General features: G+C 69.8%; 17 protein-coding genes and 1 pseudogene. 10 read left to right on the forward strand and 8 right to left on the reverse strand.

The window, feature by feature from the left end; all coding sequences use genetic code 11:
* Positions 1-53: 53 nt before the first annotated feature.
* Positions 54-1187, reverse strand: a complete 1134-nt coding sequence (locus B7R22_RS10425) for a YlbL family protein (protein ID WP_116411680.1) — start codon at positions 1185-1187, stop codon at positions 54-56.
* 158 nt (positions 1188-1345) lie between these two features.
* Between B7R22_RS10425 and B7R22_RS10430 the strand changes: the two genes are divergently transcribed.
* Both B7R22_RS10430 and B7R22_RS19810 read left to right on the forward strand, forming a co-directional pair.
* Positions 1346-2728 carry a zinc-dependent metalloprotease gene (locus B7R22_RS10430; protein WP_116411862.1) on the forward strand — a complete coding sequence of 461 codons (1383 nt, stop codon included), beginning with the start codon at positions 1346-1348 and terminating at the stop codon, positions 2726-2728.
* A gap of 541 nt (positions 2729-3269) precedes the next feature.
* Positions 3270-3587: pseudogene (locus tag B7R22_RS19810) on the forward strand (hypothetical protein); the annotation flags it as partial.
* On the opposite strand, the gene B7R22_RS10440 reads toward B7R22_RS19810, so the two are convergent.
* Together B7R22_RS10440 and nudC are read right to left on the reverse strand one after the other, a co-directional pair.
* On the reverse strand, positions 3571-5328 hold the full coding sequence (locus B7R22_RS10440) for an ATP-dependent helicase (protein WP_116411682.1): 1758 nt from the start codon (positions 5326-5328) through the stop codon (positions 3571-3573). The pseudogene B7R22_RS19810 and the gene B7R22_RS10440 sit on opposite strands and share 17 nt — an antisense overlap.
* Complete coding sequence (gene nudC, locus B7R22_RS10445; protein ID WP_253259005.1) at positions 5322-6332, reverse strand: NAD(+) diphosphatase; 1011 nt, start codon at positions 6330-6332, stop codon at positions 5322-5324. Before nudC ends, B7R22_RS10440 begins: the two co-directional genes overlap by 7 nt.
* 61 nt (positions 6333-6393) lie before the next feature.
* On the opposite strand from nudC, the gene B7R22_RS10450 reads away from it, so the two are divergent.
* Positions 6394-7446 (forward strand): phosphotransferase, encoded by a 1053-nt coding sequence (locus tag B7R22_RS10450; protein ID WP_116411684.1) that lies wholly within the window; start codon positions 6394-6396, stop codon positions 7444-7446.
* Here the strand turns inward: B7R22_RS10450 and B7R22_RS10455 are convergent.
* Positions 7430-10747 (reverse strand): ATP-dependent DNA helicase, encoded by a 3318-nt coding sequence (locus tag B7R22_RS10455; RefSeq protein WP_253259006.1) that lies wholly within the window; start codon positions 10745-10747, stop codon positions 7430-7432. The two genes, B7R22_RS10450 and B7R22_RS10455, sit on opposite strands and share 17 nt — an antisense overlap.
* Positions 10744-14283 (reverse strand): ATP-dependent DNA helicase, encoded by a 3540-nt coding sequence (locus tag B7R22_RS10460; RefSeq protein ID WP_253259007.1) that lies wholly within the window; start codon positions 14281-14283, stop codon positions 10744-10746. The genes B7R22_RS10455 and B7R22_RS10460 overlap by 4 nt, the downstream gene beginning before the upstream one ends.
* A 153-nt stretch (positions 14284-14436) precedes the next feature.
* On the opposite strand from B7R22_RS10460, the gene B7R22_RS10465 reads away from it, so the two are divergent.
* The 3 genes from B7R22_RS10465 to B7R22_RS10475 are packed head-to-tail and all read left to right on the forward strand — an operon-like array spanning position 14437 to position 16309.
* Complete coding sequence (locus tag B7R22_RS10465) at positions 14437-14661, forward strand: DUF3107 domain-containing protein (RefSeq protein ID WP_116411687.1); 225 nt, start codon at positions 14437-14439, stop codon at positions 14659-14661.
* A gap of 16 nt (positions 14662-14677) precedes the next feature.
* On the forward strand, positions 14678-14983 hold the full coding sequence (locus B7R22_RS10470; RefSeq protein ID WP_116411688.1) for a hypothetical protein: 306 nt from the start codon (positions 14678-14680) through the stop codon (positions 14981-14983).
* 48 nt (positions 14984-15031) lie between these two features.
* Positions 15032-16309: a kynureninase gene (locus B7R22_RS10475; RefSeq protein ID WP_116411689.1), complete on the forward strand. Its 1278-nt coding sequence runs from the start codon at positions 15032-15034 to the stop codon at positions 16307-16309.
* A 104-nt stretch (positions 16310-16413) separates the two neighbouring features.
* Here the strand turns inward: B7R22_RS10475 and B7R22_RS10480 are convergent, their stop codons facing one another.
* Positions 16414-17130: a ferritin-like fold-containing protein gene (locus B7R22_RS10480; protein WP_253259008.1), complete on the reverse strand. Its 717-nt coding sequence runs from the start codon at positions 17128-17130 to the stop codon at positions 16414-16416.
* Between the two features lie 282 nt (positions 17131-17412).
* On the opposite strand from B7R22_RS10480, the gene B7R22_RS10485 reads away from it, so the two are divergent.
* Positions 17413-19347, forward strand: coding sequence for a DEAD/DEAH box helicase (locus B7R22_RS10485; protein WP_437184146.1), 1935 nt, complete (start codon positions 17413-17415; stop codon positions 19345-19347).
* 99 nt (positions 19348-19446) lie between these two features.
* Positions 19447-20661, forward strand: coding sequence for a DUF445 domain-containing protein (locus B7R22_RS10490; protein WP_116411690.1), 1215 nt, complete (start codon positions 19447-19449; stop codon positions 20659-20661).
* A 233-nt stretch (positions 20662-20894) separates the two neighbouring features.
* On the opposite strand, the gene B7R22_RS10495 is transcribed toward B7R22_RS10490, so the two are convergent.
* On the reverse strand, positions 20895-21785 hold the full coding sequence (locus B7R22_RS10495) for a PHP domain-containing protein (RefSeq protein ID WP_116411691.1): 891 nt from the start codon (positions 21783-21785) through the stop codon (positions 20895-20897).
* A 67-nt stretch (positions 21786-21852) separates the two neighbouring features.
* On the opposite strand from B7R22_RS10495, the gene B7R22_RS10500 reads away from it, so the two are divergent.
* Both B7R22_RS10500 and B7R22_RS10505 read left to right on the forward strand, forming a co-directional pair.
* Complete coding sequence (locus tag B7R22_RS10500; RefSeq protein ID WP_116411692.1) at positions 21853-22851, forward strand: endonuclease/exonuclease/phosphatase family protein; 999 nt, start codon at positions 21853-21855, stop codon at positions 22849-22851.
* A gap of 4 nt (positions 22852-22855) precedes the next feature.
* The gene (locus B7R22_RS10505; protein ID WP_116411693.1) at positions 22856-24430 is read left to right on the forward strand and encodes an aminopeptidase P family protein; all 1575 of its coding nucleotides are present in this window, start codon (positions 22856-22858) and stop codon (positions 24428-24430) included.
* Positions 24431-24502: 72 nt separating this feature from the next.
* Here the strand turns inward: B7R22_RS10505 and B7R22_RS10510 are convergent, their stop codons facing one another.
* A complete protein-coding gene (locus tag B7R22_RS10510; RefSeq protein WP_116411694.1) occupies positions 24503-25129 on the reverse strand; it encodes a general stress protein in 627 nt (208 codons plus the stop codon).
* Positions 25130-25153 lie beyond the last annotated feature (24 nt).

A 25153-nucleotide genomic window follows, 5' to 3' on the forward strand; every position in this document is an offset into this window, starting at 1 on the left:
GTGGGGTGTTCGCCCATCCTAGACAACCCTTGCTGGGAAGCGGCCCCTTCGGCTCAGCCCGCGGCCTGAACCGTGTCACAGGTTGGCAACGAATCCGTGCTCGCCCCGGAGGCCAGGTCGTTCAGTACTGTCAGGGAGTCGCTCAGTCTCTCGACCGCGAACACCTTCAGTCCGTCGGGTACGTGCCCGACGACCTCGTCGCAGTTGGAGGCCGGTGCGAGGAAGACGGTCGCACCGCTCTCGGATGCCCCATAGAGCTTCTGGCGGATGCCGCCGATCGGGCCCACCGTGCCGTCGGCCGTGATCGTGCCGGTGCCGGCGACCTGCGCGCCGCCGTTCAGATCGCCGGGAGTCAACTGGTCGATGATGCCGAGCGCGAACATCATCCCGGCGCTCGGGCCGCCGACGTTGTCGAGCTGGATGTCGACGGTGAACGGGAACTCGAACGAGTCGGCCGACGCCGCGGCGATGCCGAGCAGGATGCTGCCGTCCGCCGCCTTTCTGGGCGTGACCTGCACGGTCTGGTCGGCGCCCGAACGGGTGATGACGAGGGTGGCGGCGGCGGCATCCCCGTTCGCCGTGATCGCGGCCTTCAGCTCGTCGATCGTGCTCACGGCCGATCCGTTCACGGAGTCGATGAGGTCCCCGGCTTCGAGGATGCCCGTGGCCGCCGAATCGGCCGTCAGCTGTGCGACACCGACCTTCTGGCTCGAGGTGAAGGGGATCTTCAGATCGGTGAGGGCGGCGGCGATCGCCTCCTGCTGCGAGTCGACCATCTGCGCTGCGTTCTGGGCGTTCTGCTGATCGACGCTGACCGACGGCGGGTAGATGGCGTCGATCGGCACGACCGCGCGGGTCGAGTCGAACCAGGCACCGATGATCTCCGCCCAGCTGGGCCGGGACAAAGGCGTGCCGACGACCGACACGGTGAGCATGTCGAGGGAGCCGGCGGTCGGGTAGGTCGTTGTTCCCGAGATGGAGATCAGGGGCACGGCCGATCCGTCGTGATCGCTCGTGCCGAGCGTGTTGAAGACCGGACCGGGCTGCTCGATCACATACGGCAGGGGGATGAAGCTCATCCCGAGCGCCAGCACGAGCGCGACGATCAGGCTCGTCCAACCGACGGTTCGACGACGGGAGCGCGGCTTCGCGGGCGCGGGCGCCTCCTGGTCGTCGAAGATGCTCACGGGTTCCTTTCGAGGGGGGGCGCTGTTCGCCACGGGCGCACGGCCCGACTTCCCAGCTTATGAGAAATCCCAGCTTGACGAAGAGGCCACCGGCTAGCGTAGAAGCCAATGCTGACAGGCCGCACAGAGCCGGCTTGACGCGCAAGAAGGGTAAGACCGTGACTGACGAGCCAGACAAGAACCCCGAAGACGAGTTCACCGACATGCTCCGCCAATTCCTGTCGGGCAACTCCGAGCTCGATCCGTCGAAGCTCGCGAGCGCTGCGGGCCTGCCGTCGGATCCGGCCGCTGTCGCCGCCCTCATGCAACAGCTGCAGAACGCGATGCAGCACACCGGCGACGGGGTCGACTGGAAGGTCGCGCAGGATGCTGCGGAGCAGATCGCCTCCGCCGATGCCGTCACGATCACGCCCGGCCAGCGTTCGGCGCTCGAACAGGCACTGCACGTTGCCGCGCTCTGGCTCGACGAGGTGACCTTCGTCTCCGAACTCGCCGCCCCTCCCCGCGTGCTCACCCGCAAGGAGTGGACGAGCGCGACCATGCCCGTCTGGAGCCAGGTCGCCGAGCCCGTGGCGCTCAGCATCGCCGACGCCCTCACCCGGGTGCTCAAAGACCAGGCGCCCGAGGAGCTGTCGGGCATGATGGCCAACGCCAGCCAGCTGATGCGGAACATCGGTGGGGCTCTCTTCGCGATGCAGCTCGGCCAGGTCGTCGGGCAGCTCTCGACTGAGGTCGTCTCGGGTGGTGATGTCGGCATCCCGCTGATGAACGACCAGCAGGCCGCCCTCGTGCCCCAGAACCTCGCCGCCTTCGGAGACGGGCTCGACATCCCGGCCGACCAGGTGGAGCTGTACCTCTCAGTTCGGGAGATCGCCCACGCGCGGCTCTTCCGGCACGCCAAGTGGCTGCGGCTGCACGAGATCTCCTCGATCACCGAGTTCGCGCGCGGCATCACGATCGACACCGACCGGCTCGAAGACCTGGCCTCGAGCTTCGATCCGTCGAATCCCGAAGAACTCAGGGAGGCGATGGTGAGCGGTGCGCTCATCCCGCCGAAGTCCGAATCGCAGCTGCAGGCGCTGGCCCGTCTCGAGACGACGCTTGCGCTGGTCGAGGGCTGGGTGGATGTCGTCACCGCCGCCGCAACGGTCAGACTGCCGAAGCGCGATGCCGTCGCGGAGACCGTGCGGCGCCGACGCGCGACCGGGGGGCCCGCCGAGTCCGCCTTCTCGACGCTGGTCGGCCTCGAGCTCCGGCCGCGGAGGCTCCGTGAGGCCGCGGCGATGTGGCAGGCCGTGACGGATGCCGTCGGCCCCGAGGCTCGCGACGCACTCTGGTCGCACCCGGACGTGGTGCCGACCACAGAGGACATCGACAACCCCGACGCACTCGTGGCCCGGCTGCTCGCCGGTGCCCCGGAGCCCGACGAGATGGATCTGGCGCTGGAGGACTTCTTCCGCGAGGAAGAGACGGAGACAGCGACCGAGTCGGCAACAGAGACGAAGACCGAGCAGGATCCTGAAGCGCCGCCCGCGGTCTGATCCGGCCGTCAGGGCAGTGGCTCGGGCCTGTGGATAACTTCTGACGCCACCCGCCCGATGGGTGCATGCTGTGCCCATGAGAACAGACAGCGGCACCCTTCGGCTCGACCCCCGTTTCCCCGTGGTCTGGCGCTCCCCCACCTGCCTGCAGATCGGCGTCGACCGGCCGCGGGCCCACTTCGCTCGGGTGAGCCCGGCCGAGGAGCAGATGATCCACGCCCTCACGCGTGGGGTGAGCGTCGAGGGACTCCGGATGATCGGATCCCGGTCGCATGCAAGCGAGAGGTCCGTAGCGCGCCTGCTCGCCCGCGTCGCCCCTGCGCTGGTCGGTGGAGCGGCCTCCTCCGCAGAAGACCGGCCGCTGGCGGGACGCACCATCGCCCTCTGCGGAGGTGCTCCGGCCCGGGCCATCGCGCGGCTGCTCGGCGAACTCGGCGCGGTCGTGTTGCCGGCGGCCGAGATCGGCTCACCGACGGAGCCGGCAGACCTCGCGCTCATCGCCTCCTCGTGGTTCACACCTCCCCCCGAAGCCGCGGTGTGGATGCAGCGGGACCTGCCTCACGTCGATGTGGTGTTCAGCGACACCGAAGTGACGGTCGGCCCGTTCGTCACACCGGGCGCCGGGGCGTGCCTGCACTGCCGCGAACGCTTCCGGATCGATTCGGACGACAGTTGGCCCGCGATCGCCGGCCAACTGCTCGGCAGGCCCGCACCCACCGAAGTTCCGCTCACAATCGCGCGGGTCGTTCCCCTGGTGGCGTCGTTCTGCATCGACTCCCTGCGGGGCGGTGCGTCAACCGCCGAGGGCCTGGTGCTGCACGTCGACGCGGTGACAGGTGAGGTCAGCGAGAGCCGGCTGGCGTCGCATCCGGAGTGCGCGTGCCGAGCTCTGCCAGGAACCTCGATGGCGCCCTGGTCTGGGAGCGGGACGCCCCGGTCTCCGCCCACGACAGCAGCAGCCGCTGGCGGGCCCGGGTGACGCCGACGTAGAGCAGCCGGCGCTCCTCGTCGACGAGCTCGAGGGTGGTGGCGTAGCTGATCGGCATCAGGCCCTCGCTCAGCCCGATCACGAAAACCGTCGGCCACTCGAGACCCTTGGCGGAGTGCAGGGTGGCGAGGGTGACGGCCGAGATCGTCGGTTCGTGCTGGCCGGCCTGGCGTTCGAGCAGTTCGTCGGTGAACGAGCGGAAGCTGGTGCGGGGCGGCAGCTGTTCGGCGAGGCCCATGATCGCGTTGAGCGACTCCCAACGGTCGCGCACAGCCCCCCGGCCCTCGGGCGGGCTCTGCGACCAGCCGAGCGAGCGGAGCACGTCGCTGACCGATTTGAAGAGCGGTTCGCCACTGATCGAGACCGACGCCGCGCGCAGCGACATGATGGCCTGCTTCACTTCGGGCAGGTCGAAGAAGCGCTGGGAGCCGCGGATCTGGTAGGTGACACCCGCTTCAGCGAGCGCGCCCTCGAGCGCGGCCGCCTGGGCATTGATGCGGTAGAGCACCGCGATGTCCTCGGGGCGGGTTCCGTCGGCGATCAGCCGGGCGATGGAGGCGGCGACTCCGCGCGCCTCCGTCGATTCCGACGAGTACCCCGTGATGACAGGCTCCGCCCCGCGTGTCGGTGCGTCACCGGCTGCCCGCAGGGTGAGCGCACCGGTGCGGCCGCGCATCAGTCGGTTGGCCGTGTCGACGACCGCCGGTGTGGAGCGGTAGTTCTGTTCCAGTCGCACGACCGTCGAGTTCTCGTAAGCGGAGGCGAACGTCAGCAGAAAAGCCGACTGCGCCCCGGCGAACGAGTAGATGGTCTGGCTCGCGTCTCCCACTACGCAGAGGTCGCGGCGATCCCCCACCCAGAGCGAGAGCAGGTGATGCTGGAGAGGCGAGACATCCTGGTACTCGTCGACGACGAAGAAGCGGTACTGCTCCCGCACCTGCATGGCCACAGACGGTTCCGTCTCGATCATGCCGGCGGTCGCGAGCAGAACATCTTCGAAGTCGAGTTGACGGCGTTCGTCTTTGATCGCCTCGTACCCGCGCTGCAGGTCGATCACCTGGTCGATGCTCAACGATCCGGGCATCGTGCGACTGCTGTGGGCGGCCGCGGCGTAGGCGTCGAGCGAGAGGTTCGAGATCTTCCGCCACTCGATCTCGGCGGCGAGGTCTCGGAGCGAGGCCGTGTCGACCCGGAGCTTCAGGGATTCGGCGACCTGGGCGAGCAGCCGGGCCTTGCCCTCGAGCACACGCGGCACGTCGCCGCCGACGACCGTCGGCCAGAAGAAGTTCAGCTGGGCCAGGGCTGCGGAGTGGAAGGTGCGCGCCGAGACGCCGCCGGCGCCGAGCGGCCGGAGGCGTGAACGGAGTTCCGCCGCAGACCGGCTGGTGAAGGTGAGCGCCATCACCTTGCCGGGTGGGAAGACCCCGGTCGCGACCCCATAGGCGATGCGGTGCGTGATGGCACGGGTCTTGCCGGTTCCGGCTCCCGCCAGCACCACGACAGGGCCGAGAAGAGTCTTAGCCACCACGCGCTGCTCGTCGTCGAGGCCGGAGAGCAGGGCATCCACGCCCGTCGCCGGAAGCGAACGCTCCTCCTGTTCGCTCGTCACCATGTCGGACGGGGCAGCGGCCCGCCGTACCAGTGCTCGATGATGGCGCGGGCGATCGACGACGAGCCGGGCAGCAGCACCGTCGCGTCGGAGGATTCGAGGTCTTCGCGGCTGAACCAGCGCACGTCGAGGATCTCCTCGCCGTCGGGCAGCAGCGGATCGGCCGCGGTGTCGGGGTCGACGTGGGCGAGGAAGCCGCACATCAGAGAGGCCGGGAACGGCCAGGGCTGGGAGCCGAGGTACTGCGGCTCGAGGATCCGGACGCCCGATTCCTCGAACACCTCGCGGATGCTGGCCGCTTCCAGCGACTCCCCCGGTTCGACGAAACCGGCGAGCAGGGAGTACCTGTCGTTTTCCCAGAGCGCGTTCGAGCCGAGCAGGATGCGATCCTGGGCGTCGACGATGCCGACGATCACGGCCGGGTCGGTGCGGGGGAAGATCTCGATGTCTTGCACGGGACAACGCCTCACCCAGCCGCCCTTCTCGGGAACGGTCTCGGCTCCGCAGCGCGGGCAGTGCGTGTGGGAACGGTGCCAATTGATGATGCCGAGCGCCTCGGTGAAGGCCCCGGCGTCCAGGTCGTCGAGTTCGGCTGCGACCGTTCGGAGGTTGACCCAGCGGCTCTCGTCGGGTTCGAGCAGGGCGGCAGCCTCGTCGGTGAGATTCGCCGCGACGATCCGGGTTCCGAGCGTTTCGGCTCTGCCATCGGCCAGAGAACGACCGAGGTAGACCAACAGGTCGGAGGCCGGTGCATCGGCCGGAGAGAACAGCGTGAGGGTCGGATGCTCGGACTCTCCCGCTTCGCGCACCGGTGTTCCCGCCCAGTCCGCCGCGCCCGACTCGGGGTCGCCCTTCGCGAGCAGGGCCTGCTGCCGCCAGATCGGCAGCACCCGGGTGCTCTGGTCTGCCCACAGCACCTCGAACACGTCGGGAGTGTCCCGGAAGAGGTGGTCGCGGTCGATCTCGAAACGCGAGAGAGGCAGGGAGGGAAGCAAAGTCTTGTGCACGGGTTGACCAATCATGCGTGGCGGAAGCCTGCGAGCGAGGAAGCCGCCCTACCCTGAAGGTATGGCCAGATCCTCTCTCACTCTAGCCGCGCTCGCCACCGCTGCCGTCGCTGGGCTCGACGTCGTTTCAACGACCCCCATCTCGACCGGTCTGACCGGTCGTTTCGACTCCGCGCTGCTCTCCGTACGGGGAGGCGACCAGGTGATCATCCGGGTTCCCACCTCGCAGGAGACCGAGACGGAGCAGTCCGGCGACCTCGTGGCGCTGCGCGCACTCACCACCGGTTCGCGGGGGCGCCTGCCGTTCCGTGCCCCCGAATTCCGCGGTCAGGCGCCGATCGGGCAGACCCGGGGCGTGGTGTACGACTTCATCCCGGGCTCTCCGGCCACCCTCGACAGTCTCGACAACAGTGTCGAACTGGCGGAGGCGTTCGGGCGCGCCATCGCGGCCATCCACTCCCTCCCCACCTCGGTGATCACCGATGCGGGGCTGCCCGTTCTGAGCGCCACCGAGTCCGCGCGCGTGGCGACGGTGGTGAAGGATCGCGCTGCCGCGACGGGCAAGGTTCCCGTCGAACTGCTGACGCGGTGGTCGCTCGCCCTCGAAGACAGTGCGCTCTGGCAGTTCCAGCCGGCGGTCATCCACGGCTCCCTCGGGCCGGAGTCGTTCCTCGTCTCCGGCGAACGGGTGACCGGTGTGCTCGACTGGTCGAACCTCAAGGTGGGTGACCCGGCCGCCGACCTCTTCTGGCTCAGTTCGGTCACCCGTGAGGAGTCCGCCACCAGCGTGTTCTCGGGTTACAACGTTGCGCGCTCAGGCCCTGTCGACAGGCAGCTCCGCAAGCGTGCACGGCTCTACGCCGAACTCGAGATCGCGAAGTGGCTGGTGCACGGCTCGGACCTCCGTGACCCGTCCATCGTCAACGATGCTGTCGGGATGCTGAACGGCCTGGCGTCGAGCTCGCAGGCCGACCTGGTGAACCCGCTGTCGACCGACACCGGGCGGGTGCTCGCCGTCGACGAGGTCGAGGCGATGCTCAGCAAGACGCCGCGGAGCCAGCCTGTGCCGGCCCACGACCACGTGAACGCGGCCCGGATCAGCGACGACGACTGAACGGGGCCGGCGGGGTGGGGGCCACGGGATTCGGGGCCCCTGGGCTCGTCGCCGCCGTCGTCGCCGTCACCTGCTCCCAGAGTGCCAGCAATTCGGACTCGGAGTACACGCGATCAGGAGCAATGATCTCGTCGACCGACACGAAGTAGAACACGGCATCGATCCGCTCGGGATCGATGCCCCGATACTGCGCGTAGGCGAGCCGGTAGAGAGCGAGTTGAAGCTGCTTCACCTCGAGGTCGTCGGCGCCTGAGGGAGCGCGGCCGGTCTTCCAGTCGACGATCTGGTAGCGGTCACCGTCGCGGAAGACGGCATCGATCTTGCAGACGACGATGTTGCCACCCAGCACGAGGTGGATCTCGATCTCGACCTCTTCCGGCTTCCGGCCGCCCCACGGCGAGGCCTCGAAGGTCACCTGCAGCCGCTGGAGTTCCTCCTCTTCGGCAGCGCCCCCGTCGATGGTGGGAGTCTCCGAGGCGGCGACGGGATCCAAGTCCAGATCGACGTCCAGATCCAGATCCAGATCCAGATCGAGCTCGCCGGGGCCGGCATCCAACTGCTCAGAACCGCCGACGCGGCCGAACCGACTCTCGACCCAGGAGTGGAAGCGAGTGCCGAGCCTCGTCTGCCGGTAGGGTCGCTCCGGCATCGGGCGGCGGAGCCGGCGGAGCACCTCGTCGGGGTCGGTCACGTAGTCCTTGAACCGGGAGGCCGCCACACGCGTCGGAACGACGAGTTGCTCCCCCTCGAGCCCCGCACGCCGTTCGGCAAGCAGCAGGTCGATGTCGTGGGACCACGGAGTCGTCGCACCCGCGTCGGCGTCGACCACTGCTCTGGACGCGGCCTCGACCCGGGCGGCGCGCGAGCCGAGCGGCGAGAGCGGCCACGGCACCAGCTGTGTCGACTCAGCCAGCGGGTTATCCTCGCTTGCGGGGCCCTCCGGCAGGGCATCCGGCGGAATCAGCCCGGCGCTTTCGAGTTCGCGGAGGAAGAGTCCGGGCATCCGTGGCTTCGTCGTGGTGGACCAGAACGATCCGCTGAGCAGCAGGCTCCCGCGGGCTCGGGTCACAGCAACATAGACCAGCCGGCGCTGCTCCTCGGCGTAGCGGTCGACGATCTGCTCGGTGAAGATCTGCTTCGCGGCGGCGAACTCCGCCTGGCTGGCGGCCGACCGCCATGCCAGCACGGGAAGCTCCCGCGAGTCGCCCCGGAACTCGTACGGCAGTTCGCCGAAAGCGAGCCAACCCTGTTTGCTCTGCGGCTTGCCCGGGAGTTCGCCCTCGACCATCCGGGGTACCACGACGCTGTCCCATTCGAGACCCTTCGACCCGTGGATGGTGAGGATCTGCACGGTGCCCGGCTCCGGGTCGTCGGAACGGGGGCTCAGCCTGTCGCGCTTCTCCGCCTCCTGGAGCCAGGAGAGAAAGGCACCGAGACCGGCGGACGGATCCGCGGCGATGAATGCTGCGATCTGCTCGGAGAAGGCGTCGAGGCTCGCGCGCCCGAGAGCGGATCCCTCGTTCGCCGCGACCTCGATGTCGAGCAGGAGCTCCTGCACGACGAGGTTCACGAGGTCGGGCAGGTCGAGCCCGGTGCGGGTACGGAGGAAGGCCAACTGCCGGCCGGCGGCGCGCAGGCGTTCGACGCCGGTCGCACTGAAGTGCTCGAGCATCCGGTGCCCGACGGGAGCCTCGGCCACGAAGTCGAGCGCATCGACGAGCGAACGTGACTCGTCGACGACCACCGACTCACGGATGCGTTGCTTCAGGGCCGGATCGAGCTTCGCGTGGTGGTGGTCGCGCTCGGCCAGCCAGACCGCCACGGCGCTGAGCGAGGCGATGTCGCGAAGACCCACCTGCCAGCGAGCCCCCGTGAGCAGGCGCACCAGCTCGGACTCGGCGGTGGGGTGATAGATCACGCGGAGCGCCGATACCAGGTCGGCGATGGCAGGCTCCTCGAGCAGCCCGCCCAGGCCGAGCACGTGGAACCGAACTCTCCGTGCCGTGAGAGCCGAGGTGAAGGCACCGATCCGTTTGATGGAACGGCAGAGCATTGCGGCGGAGCGCACTCCCCCGCTGGGCGTCGGGCGTTCGAGTTCTGCGGCGAACCAGCCCGCGACGGCAGCAGCCTCCTCGTCGACCGTCTCCCCGAAGAAGACATCGAGCTGGCCCTGTCCTGCTGTGGGGCGGGGGTCGAGGCGCGAGACCGGCACGGTCGACGCTTCGGTGAGTGGAGCCACCAGGTGGTTGGCGGCATCCAGAACCCGAACGGGGTTGCGCCAGCTCGTCGAGAGCGGGAAGGCGAGAGCCCCGGAGCGGTCACCGGTGAAGTCGAGCGCGAAGGTTCCGAGGTTCGCCGCACTCGCACCGCGCCAGCCGTAGATCGACTGGTGCGGATCGCCGACCGCCATCACCGGACGGCCCCCGAAGAGCGTCGAGAGCAGGCGTGTCTGCACGACGCTCGTGTCCTGGTACTCATCGAGGAGCACGACGCGGAACCGCTCCCGGTACTCGGCCGCGACCCGCGGCACCCGCTCGGCGATCGACAGGGCGAGGGCGACCTGGTCGGAGTACTCGACGAAGCCGCGCCGCACCTTCTCTTTTGCGAACCGGTCGGCAAGATCGACAAGCACGGGGAGGGCACTGACGGCCTGGAGCGACGCGCGGAGCTCGGCGTTCAGCGTGGGAACGCGCTTCGAGCCCGTGGGAAGTTCGGCGAGACCCGTGAACTCCTCGGCCATCCGCACGACCTCGCTCGAGGTCACGACGTTCTCGCTCATGGCTCGGCTCAGGGAGATCACGGCCTCGGTGAGGGAGTCGGTCGATTTGTCGAGGCCGACCAGGCGGTCATCCGTGCTCCCCATGACGAGCCGGCGCGCGATCTGCCACGCGGACGCTTCGCTCAGGATGCTCGAATCACCCTCCCTTCCGACGAGGAGGGCGTTGTCGCGGAAGATGCTGTTCGCGAACGAGTTGTAGGTGGCGACAGTCGGCGAGTCGAACGGATCGAAGACCGTCTCGGTGAGACGCGCAGCCGACAGCTGGTCGATGCGGGAGCGGATGCGGTGGGCGAGCTCCCCGGCGGCCTTGCGGGTGAAGGTGAGTCCCAAGATGCCGGACACGGAGACGAGGTCGTTGGCGAGCAGCCAGACGACCCGGTTCGCCATCGTCTCCGTCTTGCCGCTGCCTGCCCCGGCGATCACGATGCTCGGGGTGAGCGGGGCCTCGATGACGGCCTGCTGCTGGGGTGTGGGCGGCGGGAGGTGGAGGGCCGCGGCGATCTCGAGGGCGCTCACCGTCACGACGACACGGCCTTCACGAGGTGGATGCGGTACTCCCAGGCGCCGTGCGGATCGCGCTCCCCGAGATCGGCCCGGCCCGGGAACGTGCTGCCGGCCATCCCGGTCGCCGCCGTCTCGATCCGCTCGCGGAACACGGCCATCGCGTCGTCATCGAGGGGCTCCTGCGCGAGCAGCTTGTACTGCACCTTGTTCGCGCCGGCGCCCGAGGTGACGGCGACGTAGAGCAGCATGGCGCCGCCGCTCTCGCCGGGCTGCGCCGCGGGTGGTAGTGCTGCGGGTGGCTGCGCCGCGGGTGGTGGCGCGGCGGGCTCGTCTCCGTCCGTCGCGCTGCTCGGCAATGCGCTGGCGTGCAACGCGCTGGCCTGCAGTGCTCCGGCCCGCAGCGCGAGCTGGTAGCTGCCCAGCTGCGCGTGGCTCGACACCGCGGCGGACGTCGGCGCCGACGACCCCGTCTTCAGGTCGACGACACTCACGCGACCGTCGGCGCGCCGCTCGAGACGGTCGACGGTTCCGCGGAGCCGCGCCCGCCCCACGTCGAGCGAGAAGGCCGCCTCGCCGCCGAGCAGCACTCCTCCCTCCCGTTCGAAGCCGCGCAGGTATTCCGAGAGCCCAGCCACTTTCGCCTCGGTCTTCACGCGCTCACGTTCGGCCAGCCAGGGCGACTCGAACTGCAGTTCGCCCCAGCGTTCGTCGAGTCGCTGCCAGAGCGCAGCGGTGCTGAGGGGGTCGGCCACAGGGGGGTCGACCGCGACATCCGGATCGGATTCGGCGGTGGCCTCCTCCATCACCGAGTGCAGCAGCGTGCCGATGCCCGCCGAGAGCCCGAACGTGGAGCCTGAGACCCGGTCGATGAACCAGGCCAGCGGCGACTTCTCGAAGGTCTCGAGTTTCGACGGCGAGACGTCGACCCTGGTGGCAGGGTCGTCGAGGTCGACCAGCGGCTCGGTGGTCGACGGTTCGAGCACCCCGTACCAGCTGAGCGGATCGGCCCCCGGCACACCCTCGGCGGCGAGCCGGGCGAGCGCATCTGCCGCAGCGGGGTCGCCCGTCGTGGCGAGGCGGCGGCGGAGGCTCCCCACGAGTGCGCGGAGGGAGAGCGGATGCTCGGCCGCCGATCGCTGGAACGCCGAGGTGGCTGCGGGGATGCGAGCAGCAGCAGAGGTGGCCGCCGCAGTGGCTATGGCAGTGGCGGTCGCGTCGGCGGCAGTGGCGGTCGCGTTGGCAGTGGCGGCGGCGGTGGCGGCAGCTGCGCCGGCCGCGGTGGTGGGGACGCCAGCTGTGGCCACCTCACCCGCCGAGGCAACCGGCCCCACCGGCCCCTCCGGCACCAGGCGCACGAACGGCGACGGCTGCTCGTCGTCGTTCGCCACGCTCGTCAGCACGACCTGGGTTCTTGCCCGCGACACGGCGAGCACGAACATCCGCAGCTCGTCGCCGAGCACCTCTGCCCGTTCGTCGACATCCGGCACCGGGGTGCCGTCGACGAGCTCGGCGAGCCGGTCGGGATGCAGCAGCGAACCGCGGAGGCGGAGGTTCGGCCAGACGGAATCCTGCAGGCCTGCCACGACGACCACGTCGAACTCCATGCCGATCACACCGTTGGGGGTCGAGACGACGACGGCGTCGGAGGCGGAGCGCGGCGACAGGGAGTCTTCGGGCACCTCGGACGTCAGCAGGTCGACCAGGAAGTCGGCGGCCGGCCGATGCGGATAGCGCTCGACGAAGCGTTTCGCCGAGCTGAAGAGACCAACGACACCATCGAGGTTGCGGTTCGCCTCGTCAGCGAGGATGCCCGACCCGACGGACGCCTTCTGCCAGCCGCGCGCGAGGCCGCTCCGGCTCCAGAGCTCCCAGAGCAGCTCCTCGATGCTCGCGCCGGCAGCGTTCCTCTCCCGCACGGCTGCGAGCGCGTCGGCCAGACGCTGCGCCCGGCGGCCCGGTGACGAGTCGATGGTGGCGAGCCGCCCCGGCGCGGCAAGGCTCTGGGTGACGAGCACGTCGGCCGGCCGGTTGCCGCCGCCCGCCAACTCCTCCTGCCGGAGCGCGAGGCGGAGGCGCCGGAGCCCCACGGAGTCGAGGCCGCCCAGCGGCCCGAGCAGCAGCTCCCCCGCCAGCGTATCGTCGAGCGGTTGCACGCCGACCGCCGCGGCGACGGCCGTCGCGAGGTGCCTGGCCGCATAGTCGTCGCGGAGCGCACGCCCACCCGTCTGGGTGGACGCCGGAACCTCAGCAACGGCGAGGCCCCGCACGAGGGATGTGATGAGCGCCCCCGAACGCACCACGACGGCCATGCGGTTCCACGGGACCCCGCGGAGGAGGTGATGCTCCCTCAGCAGGTGCACGATCGCTGCGAGCTCGGCCGCCGGGGACTCGGACTCGATCCGCCGGACTGCCGGCACCCCCGACGCCTCGACGGCGGTCTCGGCCTCGAGAGCTGCCGCCGTGGCCCGCGCCGCACGTTGGCGACCCGCCGCTGAGGCCCCGATGCGCGACGTGCCGCGGTCGACGAGCCCCCGGATGCCCGCGCCGTGCCGATACACGGCTTCGAGGTACACCGGGGCTGCCACGTTCACCCGCTCGCCGAGCACGGCACCGAGCCGCCCGAGGGTGTCCTTCTCGCCGCCCCGGAACGAGGTGGTGGCCACATCGGGGTCGCCGAAGGCGAGAACGGCGACGCCCCGGCGGGCGAGGGTCGCGACGAAGCTGACGGCGCCGCGGCTGAGTTGCTGCAGGTCGTCGACCACGATCATCCGTACCCCGGCGAGCGCAGCCGGGCCACCGTTCACCCGCGGCCCGCCGGGCACCCCGAAGGACACGCCCGCATCGCCCGACACGACCTGCAGACGCGCCTCGGCGATGAGTTCGGCCGAATCGAGGGAGGCGTCGCGGAAACCCGACACGACGTCCTGGTACTCCTCGGCGAAACGGCCGGCTGCGACCCATTCCGCGATGCCGTGCCGCCGGCCGAGCTCGGCGAGCTGGCGCGGGGAGACACCCGACTCCGTGGCGCGCATCATCAGCTCGCGGAGTTCGGTGCGGAACCCCCGGAGGGCGCGCACCTCCCCGGTCAGCGGATCGGGCCATTCGGGGCCGAAGCCCTCTTCGAGCTGGCCGGCCAGAAGGTCGGCGATGATGCGGTCCTGTTCGGCTCCGGTGAGGAGGGTCGGCAGCTCCATGCCGGACGCCGCCCGCGCCGACTGCACGATCTGGAAGGCGAGCGAGTTCACCGTGCGGGCGAGCGGCCCGTTCGTGGGCAGGCCGAGCCGGAGCGCCAGCGTGTCACGGAGCTGGGTCGCCCCCTGCCTCGTGGGAGTCAGCGCCAGCACTTCGGAGGGGAGATAACCCCGACTGCGCACCCGCTCGGCGACCGTCTCGACGAGAGTCACCGTCTTGCCCGAGCCCGGGGCGCCGATGATGGCGCGGCTGACACCGTCTGCAGTGGCCAGCACCTCTGCCTGCGAACGGTCGAGTCCGAGGGCGGGGCGGAACGCGGAGAGCAGTCGGTCGCTCTCGTCTCGAAGCTGGGATGTCGGCACGTCTCCTAAGCTAACGGGCACCTCCGACATCCCCGGTGTTCGCTCTCGGCGAGTGCTGACGGCGGCCGAACGGGCGGGCCGGGCATCCGTTCTGCCGTAATCTGGGCACGTGGATCTGGTCACAGCCCACAGAACTCTCGAAAGGCGCACCTGGTGGAAATTCGTATCGGCATTGCACACACTCCCCGCGAACTGAGCTTCGAGACGAACCAGTCTCCCGACGAGATCGAGCAGACCGTCTCTGCCGCGCTGACCAGCGGAACCGGTCACCTCTCGCTAAAGGACAACAAGGGCAAGCTGTACCTGGTTCCCGTCGCCGGCCTCACCTACGTCGAGATCGGCACCGAGGAGTCCCGCCGCATCGGTTTCGTCGGCTAGCGGCGGCCCGCCCAGCATGGAACTCCTCTTCGTCACCCTCGGCGGCATCATCCTCGGCCTGCTCGGCCGTTACCTGTTCCCGCTCAGGGACACGCACGGCGTGCTGCTCGTGCCAGCTCTCGGCGCCGCCTCGGCCGCGATCCTCTGGGAGGCGATGACCTGGCTCGGCCTGCCCTACAATGGCGGCTGGATCTGGGTGATCGCGCTCGGCGGCACGGCCCTCATCGTGGCACTCGTCACCCCGTCGCTCGGTCGTGCTCGCAGAACGCGCGACCGGGCGGAGCTCAGCGCCCTGCTGAGCCCGAGCGCCCGCACGAACTAGCGGCATACCCTCCCCACAGAAACTCCCGTCACACAAGGCCGGTTCCGGATGCCCGTACCCCTCACCCTCGGCGAAGCTCTCGAGCGTGCTGGCCACCTCGACCGCGCCGACCCGCTCGGCCGGTACCGCGACCTGTTCGTGGCTCCCGAGGCTCAGGATGCCGCGGCCGCCGCCGCCCGACCGGCAGACTCCATCGTCGCCTACCTCGACGGCAACTCCCTCGGCCGGCCACTGCTCTCCACTGCCGACACCCTGTCCGCGTTCGTCCGTGACGCGTGGGGTTCCCGCCTCATCCGAGGCTGGGACGAGGGGTGGTTGCAGCTTCCCACCGTGATCGGCGACGAACTCGCAGCAGCCGCCCTCGGCGCGGCCCCCGGCCAGACGATGATCGGCGACTCGACCACCGTGCTGCTCTACAAGGCGATACGCGCCGCTGTGGACGCCCGCCCGGGCCGCACGGAGATCGTGGTCGACAGCGACAACTTCCCCACCGACCGTTACATCGTCGAGGGCATCGCCGCCGAGCGCGGCCTCACCGTGCGCTGGATCGAGACCTCTCCCCGGCTCGGGCTCACCGCAGAGCTCCTGGCAGAGGCCGTGGGCGAACGCACCGCCGTCGTGGTGGCCAGCCAGGTCGCCTACCGTTCGGGCTACCTGGCCGACGTCGAAGCGCTCACCCGCATCACGCACGACGCCGGAGCGCTCATCGTCTGGGACCTCTGCCACTCCGCCGGCAGCGTGCCCATCCTGCTCGACGAGTGGCAGGTGGACATCGCGGTCGGCTGCACCTACAAATACCTCAACGGCGGGCCCGGTTCGCCGGCGTTCCTCTACGTGCGCCACGAGTTGCAGCCCCAGCTCCGGCAGCCCATCTGGGGCTGGCTCGGCCACGCGGAACCGTTCGCCATGGGCCCGGGGTACGACAGTGCCCCGGGCATCCGGAGCTTCCAGAGCGGAACGCCGCCCGTGATCGGCATGCTCGCGATGCGCGACATGATCGCGCTCATCGGCACCGCGGGCATCCCGGCCGTGCGCGCGAAGTCGGTCGCGCTCACCGAACTCACGATCGAACTCGCCGATGCCTGGCTGACACCGTTCGGCGTCGAGGTCGCCTCCCCCCGGCAGAGCGACGGGCGCGGCAGCCACGTGACCCTCGACCACCCCCGGTTCCGCGAGGTCGTCGCCGCCCTCTGGCAGACCGGCGTCGTGCCCGACTTCCGCGCGCCCGAGGGTCTCCGCGTCGGTCTCTCCCCGCTCAGCACCAGCTTCACCGAGACGGTGCTGGGCCTCGCGGCCATCCGAGAGGCTCTCGAACCCGCTGCCTGACCCCCACCCCTTCGTGGAGTCGATTTCCGACCTAAAAGCCACGACTTGGGGCGGAAATCCACTCCACGATTGAGCTTTGGGAGCGCGGGGCGGGCAGGGGGCCGTCAGGCCGTGAGGCCGAGGCCGTCCATGCGGCGGCTGTGCTTCGCGATGAGCTCGGTGAAGACGGGCTCGATGCGCTCCTCGTCCGTGCGCGCGTTGTCGGTGTGGTGGATTGCCGAACGCGCCACCAGGAGGGTGTCGCCGACGAGGCGCCGCCCCCAGAGCGCGAGGCGGGAACCGAGAGAGGGGTCTTCGGCGATCGCGTCGTTCAGCAGCACCACGATTGCAGCGCGGCCCGTCTCGCCACTGATCAGCTGCGCAGCCCGGGGGCCGATGTCGCCCTCGAGGCCGGTTGCGAGAAGCACGAAGAAGTCGTCGAGGATGCCCGCGGTCAGGTAGATGCTCGCCAGCGACTCGTACCAGTCGCTGCCCCGGATGACCGCGGCATAGGAGTCGATCGCCGGGGCGAACGCGGCCATCACGGCGGAGGGATCATCCACCCGGCGGCGAAGCTCCCCGACCAGCTTCTCGTGCTTGCCGAGGGCCTCGCCGGCTGCCGGGCCGAGCGATTCCTTCGCACGGACTGTCGGTGAGAGCATCACGGCGCGGGCGATCGCCTCGAAGATGGCGAGCTGGATGTACGCCGCCTGCCCGAGGTAGGGAAGCACCTCGGGCGTGAGTTCTGCCAGGTTCACCTTGGGCAGTGCACCCGATGTGCGGCGCGGTCGGAGGCGCGGAACATCGATGCGCACCGTCGGGCGCCTGAAGAATTCAAACACTCGCTCACTCTAGCGGAGGGCCAGGGGCCACCCTGGCGCTAAACTGGTGGGGACCCTGACACGAATCGGGGCCTCTACGCCGCCGCTAGGCGCCATCGCCGGCCGACATGAACGCAGTCCGGACGCACAGAGCCGACGCACACCACAGTGCCAACGCACCGCATCCGCACCGACTGACGATCCCCGGCGTACCCATTGACCTGACAGGGCCCACGCACAGTGACTTTCACCGAACCTTCCTCCCCCGACTCCCTCCCCGAAGACCTGAACGCACCCGTCGAGGTGATCGATGTGGTCGCACCCGACCCACTGGTGGGTGACGCCTTCCTCACCGACACCACGTTCTCCGACCTGAAGATCGAGCAGGATCTCGTCGATGCCCTCGCTTCGAAGGGCATCCTCCACCCGTTCCCCATCCAGACCCAGACGATCCCCCTCGGCCTCGAGGGCCAGGACATCATCGGCCAGGCCAAGACGGGCACCGGCAAGACCTTCGGCTTCGGCCTCCCCCTTCTGCAGCGCCTCGGCGCGAACCCGGAGCCCGGCGTGCAGGCGCTCGTCGTCGTGCCGACCCGCGAGCTCGCCGTGCAGGTCACCGAAGACCTCCAGCTCGCGGCATCCAACCGCCCCACCACCGTCATCGCGATCTACGGCGGCAAGTCGTACGAAGGCCAGATCGAACAGCTGAAGGCTGGCGCCCAGATCGTCGTCGGAACCCCCGGGCGCCTCCTCGACCTCGCCGGCCAGCGTCTGCTGTCGCTCGCGAACGTGAAGGTGATGGTGCTCGACGAGGCCGACAAGATGCTCGACCTGGGCTTCCTCGCCGACGTCGAGAAGCTCTTCGCACAGACGCCCGCAGGCCGCCACACCATGCTCTTCTCTGCGACCATGCCCGGCCCGGTCGTGGCGCTCGCGCGCCGGTTCATGAGCCGGCCGATCCACATCCGCGCGACCGACCCCGACGAGGGCCTCACCCAGGCCAACATCAAGCACGTGGTCTACCGCGCCCACAATCTCGACAAGGACGAGGTCATCGCGCGCATCCTGCAGGCCGAGGGGCGCGGCAAGACCGTGATCTTCACCCGCACCAAGCGCGCAGCGGCCCGCCTCGTCGAAGAACTCGGCGACCGCGGCTTCAACACCGCAGCCGTGCACGGCGACCTCAACCAGGAACAGCGCGAGCGCGCCATGGCCGCGTTCAAGGCCGGCAAGCGCGACGTGCTCATCGCCACGGATGTCGCGGCCCGCGGTATCGACGTGAACGATGTCACGCACGTGATCAACCACACCATCCCCGAAGACGAGAAGACCTACCTGCACCGCGCGGGCCGCACGGGCCGGGCCGGCAAGACCGGTATCGCCGTCACCTTCGTCGACTGGGACGACCTGCACAAGTGGGCGCTCATCAACCGCGCCCTCGACATGGGACAGCCCGAGCCGGTCGAGACCTACTCCTCTTCTCCGCACCTCTACACCGACCTCGACATCCCCGCCGGAGTGAAGGGGCGCCTGAAGCCCACACCGGCTGCGAAGGGCCCCGAGGGCGCCGCGAGCCGCCCGCCCCGCGAAGGCGGATCCGGTTCACGCGGACCCCGTGAGGGCGGCCGCGAGGCACGTTCCGGCGGGCGCGGGGAGAACCGGAGCGACGGGCGCAGCGAGAGCCGTGCCGACAGCCGGTCGGCAGCAAGCGCCTCGAACGGCAGCTCCTCCGCAGGTGCCTCTGCGGGCAGCAGCAACACCGGCAACAGCAACGGCAACAGCACCCCCACCAGCGCCGAGAACCGCGGTGCCCAGGGCACCGGCCGCGGCACCCGCGACACCAGCCGCGTCGGCGTCGGCCTCGCCGGCGACCAGGCCACCGCTCTCGAGGGTGCCCAGCGTCCGCCGCGCATGCCCCGTGAGGCAGCCGAGCCCACCGGCAACGGCGACCGCCCCGCACGGAGCCGCAACCGCAGCGGCAACCGCTCCGGCGGCGCCTCCCGCGCCGGTGGCCAGAACGGAACCACGTCCGACGCCGTCTCGAGCGGGATGATCGGCGAGACCACGGCCGTCAGCTTCTCGGGCTCGGGCGAGGCGGCCCCGTCCGGCGGCAACGAGGGTGCGGCATCCAGTGCCTCGGCAACGGGCCACGGCTCGGCCGGCCACGAGCACCACGACGGCAACAGTGCACCCCGCCGCCGCAGCCGTTCGCGGGGCCGCGCGCCCCGCGCCGAGTAGAACGGCCGTTCGCTGAGCGCCAGTGCCCGGCGTGCGCGCCGGGCGACCCTGGTCAGCCTGACGGAGGGCGACGCCACGAAGCTCCGTGCCCTCCGGCGCATGAAGCTGCTGGCTACGGGGCTGCTGGTCATCATGGCCATCATCTTCGCGATCTCGTTCGCGCTGCAGGGCCGCTACCCGTGGCTCGAGTACGTGCGGGCGGCCAGCGAGGGCGGCATGGTCGGTGCGCTGGCGGACTGGTTCGCCGTAACCGCGCTGTTCCGGCATCCGCTCGGCCTGAAGGTGCCGCACACGGCGATCATCCCGACCCGCAAGAACGAGATCGGCGAGAGCCTCGGCGAGTTCGTCGAGCAGAACTTCCTCTCCGAGACCGTGGTGCGCGACAAGCTCGCCTCCGTCGGAGTCTCACGGGTCGTCGGAACCTGGCTGACGAAACAGGGGAATGCCCGGCGCCTGACGAACGAGGTCGCAGCCGGCCTCACGGGTGCGATGGCGTTCCTCAGCGACGACGACATCCGGAGCGTCATCGAAGGCCTCGCCCGCACGCACATCGTCGGCCGGGACTGGTCGCCGCAACTGGGGGTGCTCACCTCGAAGATCGTCGAGTCCGGCCAGCACCACCACGCGGTCGACCTGCTGCTCGACAAGGCCGAGGAGTGGATGGTCGCCAATCCCGACTCGTTCGGCGACGCCGTCTCGAAGCGCCTCCCCACCTGGCTCCCGTCGTTCGTCGACCGGGTGGTGGATGACCGGGTCTACCGTGAAGCGCTGAAATTCGTGCAGGCTGTGCAGGCCGATCCGAACCATCGCCTGCGGCTCGCGCTCGACGACTACCTCCGAAAGCTCAGCCGCGAACTGCAGCACGACCCGATCATGCGCGCGCGCGTCGAGGGCGTCAAGGAGCAGCTGCTCGACGACCCGCGCATCCGCGAACTCGCCGCTGTCGCCTGGCAGTCGATCAAGGATGCCCTGCTCACCGCCCTCGCCGACCCCGAGTCGGGGCTCCGTCTCACCATCGAGCAGACCATCCTCGATGTGGGCGAGCGACTCGTGACCGACACGGTTCTCGCCGAGAAGGTCAACACGTGGGTCGAGGGCGCCGCCACCCACCTCGTGGCGAGCTACCGGCACGACATCGCGTCGGTCATCTCGGAGACCGTGCAGGGCTGGGACGGCGAGGAGACCAGCCTGAAGATCGAACTCCAGGTCGGCAAGGACCTGCAGTTCATCCGTATCAACGGCACGGTCGTCGGCTCGCTCGCGGGCGTGGCGATCTTCACGATCGCGCAGGCCCTCGTCTCCCTGTTCCCGTAACGCAGGCCGGGTGGGGCGAGGCCGACGGTCCGCTGGGCCGGCTCGTCCCGCGGCGAGCGGGTGGGAGGTTCGAGACCAGCAGGTCGACCACCAGAACCGCAGTAATGCCGGTGACGAGCATGAACACCGTTGAGCCGATGCTCATCAGGGTGGCTGCGGGCTGTTTCGTCTGTGGAAGCCTCACCCGACGTGCAGCCGGGCCGTTTCGGTCACCGTGGGTCAGAGCGAGCGGCTCAGAGCGTGCGGGTCACGGCCCCGTACACCGGCGACCACCCGGTCGCGCGGTCGATCAGCTGCGACAGCACCTCGGGGTTCGTCGTGTTCTCTCCCAGGCGATTGGGTTTGCCCGCGCCGTGGTAGTCGCTCGACCCGTTGATGGCCAGCCCGTACTTCGCCGCGAGCTCGTGCAGCCGCTCCTTGCCTTCGACGGAGTTCTGCCGGTGTTCGATCTCCAGGCCGAACAGTCCGGCATCTACCAGCTGGGCGAGCCGGCGTTCGGGGATGACCCGCTCGCGCGGGCCTGTGCCGGGGTGGGCGAGCACCGGGACTCCCCCGGCGGAGACCACCAGCTCGACCCCGCGGAGGGGTGTCGGCGCGTAGTGCGGCTGGAAGTATCCAGCACGCCAGTGCAGGATGCCCTGAAACGCATCGGTCCGAGTCGGCACGAGGCCCTTGGCCACCAGGGCGTCTGCGATGTGCGGGCGACCAACGGTGGCACCGGGCTCGGTCTGCGCGAGCACGTCGTCCCAGGTCAGGTCGTAGTCGGCGGCAATGCGGTCGACGATGGCATGCGCCCGCTTCAGCCGGGCCTCCCGGATCGTCTCGGTTTCCGCGAGCAGTGCGGGGTTGGTCGGGTCGAACAGGTACGAGAGCAGGTGCACGCTGGCGTGGTCGAGGCGCGTGCTGAGCTCCATGCCCGGAATGAGGGTCAGCTCGTAGTCGCGCGCCGCCTCCGACGCCGACGGCCAGCCCGCCGTGGAGTCGTGGTCGGTCAGGGCAAGCGTTCCGAGCCCGGCCTCGCTGGCCGAGCGCACCACGTTGTAGGGCGTCTCGGTGCCGTCGGAAGCGCTCGAATGCGTGTGCAGATCGATGGGACCGCGGAACGCTGGAGCAACTTCGGACATAAGCCCATCGTAGGCTTGCAGGGCGATGGGGCCTGACCCCCTTGCAGAGTGCACCTGGAGCAGGCGGATGATCGTTCGAATATTGTTCGCAGTCGTCGCCGTTCTGACGGTGGCCGTTCTCGCCGTGCTCTCGTGGCCGCAGGGCTTCGGCCTCGAACACTCGATCGTCATCGCCCAGGTCGTGGCCTTCCGGCCCGTGCTCGCCCTCGCTGCGGTTGTGCTGGCCGTGCTGCTGCTGGCCGGGATGCTCGTGGCCCGTCGAACCCGGGGCCTGTTCGGTTTCCTCACGGTGGTCCTGCTGCTCTTCGCCGGGGGCCAGGCCGCGGTTCTCGCAACGCGCGGCTGGGTGCCGGACGCGGGCCATGCCGGCGCATCCGAGACCGCGACCGACGACGACATCGTCGTGCTCTCCTGGAACACGCTCGGCGGGGCGGCCGATGCCGCATCGATCGCCGGACTCGCCCTTCGTCTCGGAGCCGACGTCGTCACGCTGCCGGAGACGCCCGAGAGCACCGCGACGGAGGTCGCAGCCCTGATGACCGCCGGCGGAAAACCGGTCTGGGCGCACACCTCCAGCCACGGGGACTACCTCAGCCTGTCGACGTCGATCCTCGTCTCGACAGCCCTCGGCGAGTACGCGGTCAACGACACGTTCGGCGACACCGGCACCCTGCCGAGCATCGTGGTCTCCCCCGTCAACGGCGACGGACCGACACTCGCCGCCGTGCATCCGGTCGCACCGACACCCGACGACCTCGAGGGCTGGCGTACCGACCTCGACTGGGTGAACCGGCTCTGTCAGACACCGAACCTGATCGTCGCCGGCGACTTCAACTCCACGCTCGACCACCTCACCGGCATCGGCGACTGCCGGGATGCGGCGCTCACGGCCGGCACCGCCGCACTCGGCTCCTGGCCGACCTGGCTGCCCGCGCTCGTGGGCACCCCCATCGACCACGTTCTCACCACGGGCGGCTGGCGGGTCGTCTCGGCCGAGGTCATCCAGAGCGAAGACGGGACCGGCAGCGATCATCGGCCCATCACGGCGACACTTGCGCGAGAATAGGGGCATGGCTGAACAGACCGACATCGCCCCCCGCGCCACCTCGAACCGCTCCACGACTCCCGGCTCCGACACCTTCAAGCGCTACATCGGCAGCGGGTGGGCGGAGCGCACCGACATCCTCCCCCCGTCGCGTGAGGAGGCCCCGTTCGCGGCCGACCGGCGCGCCCGGCTCTCGACCGCCTATCCGGGCAAGCGGCTCGTGATCCCGGCAGGCCGGCTGAAGCAGCGCTCGAACGACACCGACTACCCGTTCCGCGCGAATACGGCCTTCACGTACCTCACTGGCTGGGGCAGCGACTCCGAGCCCGGTTCGGCGCTCGTGCTCGAGCCAGCCGAAGGCGGTGGCCACGAGGCATCCCTCTACTTCCGCGAGCGGGCGGGGCGCGACTCCGACGAGTTCTACGCGAACCCCGAGATCGGGGAGTTCTGGATCGGGCCGCGCCCCTCCCTGGCCCAGGTGGCGAGCGATCTGGCGCTGGAGACCCAGGGCATCGCCGGACTCGACACGGTGGTCGCGTCGAGCGATGAGAACACGCTCGTGCTGCGGGACGCCGATCCGGAGCTCACGCTCCTGCTCGACATCGCCATCGAGCAGGCCGCCATCCAGCAGCAAGACGAAGCGGCCCTGCCGGCGATCGCCTACTCACCCGCCGCAGAGGAGGCCGACAACGTTTCGGGCTCCGAGTCGCTCGAGCAGAAACTCTCCGAGATGCGCCTGGTCAAGGACGAGTACGAGATCGGCCAGATGCGTCTCGCGATCGCCGCGACGGCCCGCGGATTCGACGACATCATCGCCGACCTGCCGCGCATCACTTCGCACGAACGCGGCGAGCGCCTGGTCGAGGGCGTGTTCAACGGGCGCGCCAGGGCCGACGGCAACGCGGTGGGCTACGACACGATCGCCGCCTCCGGCCCGCACGCCTGCATCCTGCACTGGACGCGGAACGATGGGCCCGTCGTTCCCGGCGACCTGATCCTGGTCGATGCGGGCGTCGAGCTCGACAGCTACTACACCGCTGACATCACCCGCACCCTTCCCGTCGGCGGACGGTTCAGCGACGAGCAGCGGATGATCTACGAAGCCGTTCGCGAGGCGGCCGACGCTGCGTTCGCCATCGTGCGGCCGGGCATCCGGTTCCGGGAGATCCACGCCACCGCCATGGGCGTGATCGCGCGGAAGACGGCCGAGTGGGGTCTGCTGCCGGTCACCGCTGAGGAGGCGATCGAGCCAGAGAACCAGCAGCACCGTCGTTACATGGTGCACGGCACGAGCCACCACCTGGGCCTCGATGTGCACGACTGCGCGAAGGCACGCCGCGAGATGTACCTCGACGGGGTGCTCGAGGCGGGCATGGTGTTCACGATCGAGCCCGGGCTCTACTTCCAGCCCGACGACCTGACGGTGCCCGAGTCGTTCCGGGGCATCGGGGTGCGGATCGAGGACGACATCCTCGTCACCGCGACCGCCGCCGAGAACCTCTCGGCGGCCATCCCGCGCACGGCCGACGACGTCGAAGCCTGGGTCGCGGGCTCTGACCAGGCCCAACCGCCCGTAGTTGAGACACCTCCGCGCATGTGAGACAGGCGTGCGGGTCTCACATGACCGTGCGAGTCTCACGAAGGGGCGTGAGTGGGCCGACGAAGCCTGAGGTCAGGCCGTCGGCTGCTCGGGGGTGGGCTGGCCGGGGGTGGGCGTGGGCTCCGCCGGGGCCGGGGCGGGCGGCGGGTCGGAGGGGTGCGCTGCGGCGGACGGCGGGGTGAACGCCGGCTGGCCCCAACCCTGGCCGGGGCTCACGATGTTGCGGGCCCGGTTCGCCACGTCGGAGTCGGCCACCACGTCGTAGCGCGACGCGATCACCTGCATCGTCGAGGTGTAGTCGCGGCGGCGGCGGGTCAACGTGTACGACACGATACGAAACAGCATGCCGAATCCCGCGCCGATCAGCACGGCCGCTCCGAGGAACGGCAGTGACGACGCTGCGGGCTGGAAGATGATGAGCAGCAGCCCGAGGAACAGCCCGAGCCACGCTCCGCTGACCGCGCCGGCGGCCGCAGCCCTGCCGTAGCTCAGCTTGCCCGTGACATTCTCGACGCTCTTCAGTTCGCTGCCGACGATCGAGAGCTGCGCCACGGGGAAGTCCTCGCGGGCGAGCAGATCCACGGCCTGCTGCGCCTCCTCGTAGGTCTCGTACGTCGCGATGACGTCTCCCCGCGGGATGCGCGGTGACAAGGGGTTCGATCGGCCGGGGCGTGAGAGTGGGTTGGTCACGGCATCCATCCTCCCATGCCCGCCCCTCGCGGC

The sequence above is a fragment of the Subtercola boreus genome, from assembly GCF_003399635.1.
Taxonomy (GTDB): domain Bacteria; phylum Actinomycetota; class Actinomycetes; order Actinomycetales; family Microbacteriaceae; genus Subtercola; species Subtercola boreus_B.

Bases quoted from the DNA above. Each gene is read 5' to 3' on its own strand.
- B7R22_RS10495 (WP_116411691.1), bottom strand. From the start codon at position 21,785: ATGTCCGAAGTTGCTCCAGCGTTCCGCGGTCCCATCGATCTGCACACG.
- B7R22_RS10470 (WP_116411688.1), top strand. From the start codon at position 14,678: ATGGAACTCCTCTTCGTCACCCTCGGCGGCATCATCCTCGGCCTGCTC.
- B7R22_RS10490 (WP_116411690.1), top strand. From the start codon at position 19,447: ATGAAGCTGCTGGCTACGGGGCTGCTGGTCATCATGGCCATCATCTTC.
- B7R22_RS10510 (WP_116411694.1), bottom strand. From the start codon at position 25,129: ATGGATGCCGTGACCAACCCACTCTCACGCCCCGGCCGATCGAACCCC.
- B7R22_RS10500 (WP_116411692.1), top strand. From the start codon at position 21,853: ATGATCGTTCGAATATTGTTCGCAGTCGTCGCCGTTCTGACGGTGGCC.
- B7R22_RS10450 (WP_116411684.1), top strand. From the start codon at position 6,394: ATGGCCAGATCCTCTCTCACTCTAGCCGCGCTCGCCACCGCTGCCGTC.
- B7R22_RS10440 (WP_116411682.1), bottom strand. From the start codon at position 5,328: ATGGTGACGAGCGAACAGGAGGAGCGTTCGCTTCCGGCGACGGGCGTG.
- B7R22_RS10475 (WP_116411689.1), top strand. From the start codon at position 15,032: ATGCCCGTACCCCTCACCCTCGGCGAAGCTCTCGAGCGTGCTGGCCAC.
- B7R22_RS10505 (WP_116411693.1), top strand. From the start codon at position 22,856: ATGGCTGAACAGACCGACATCGCCCCCCGCGCCACCTCGAACCGCTCC.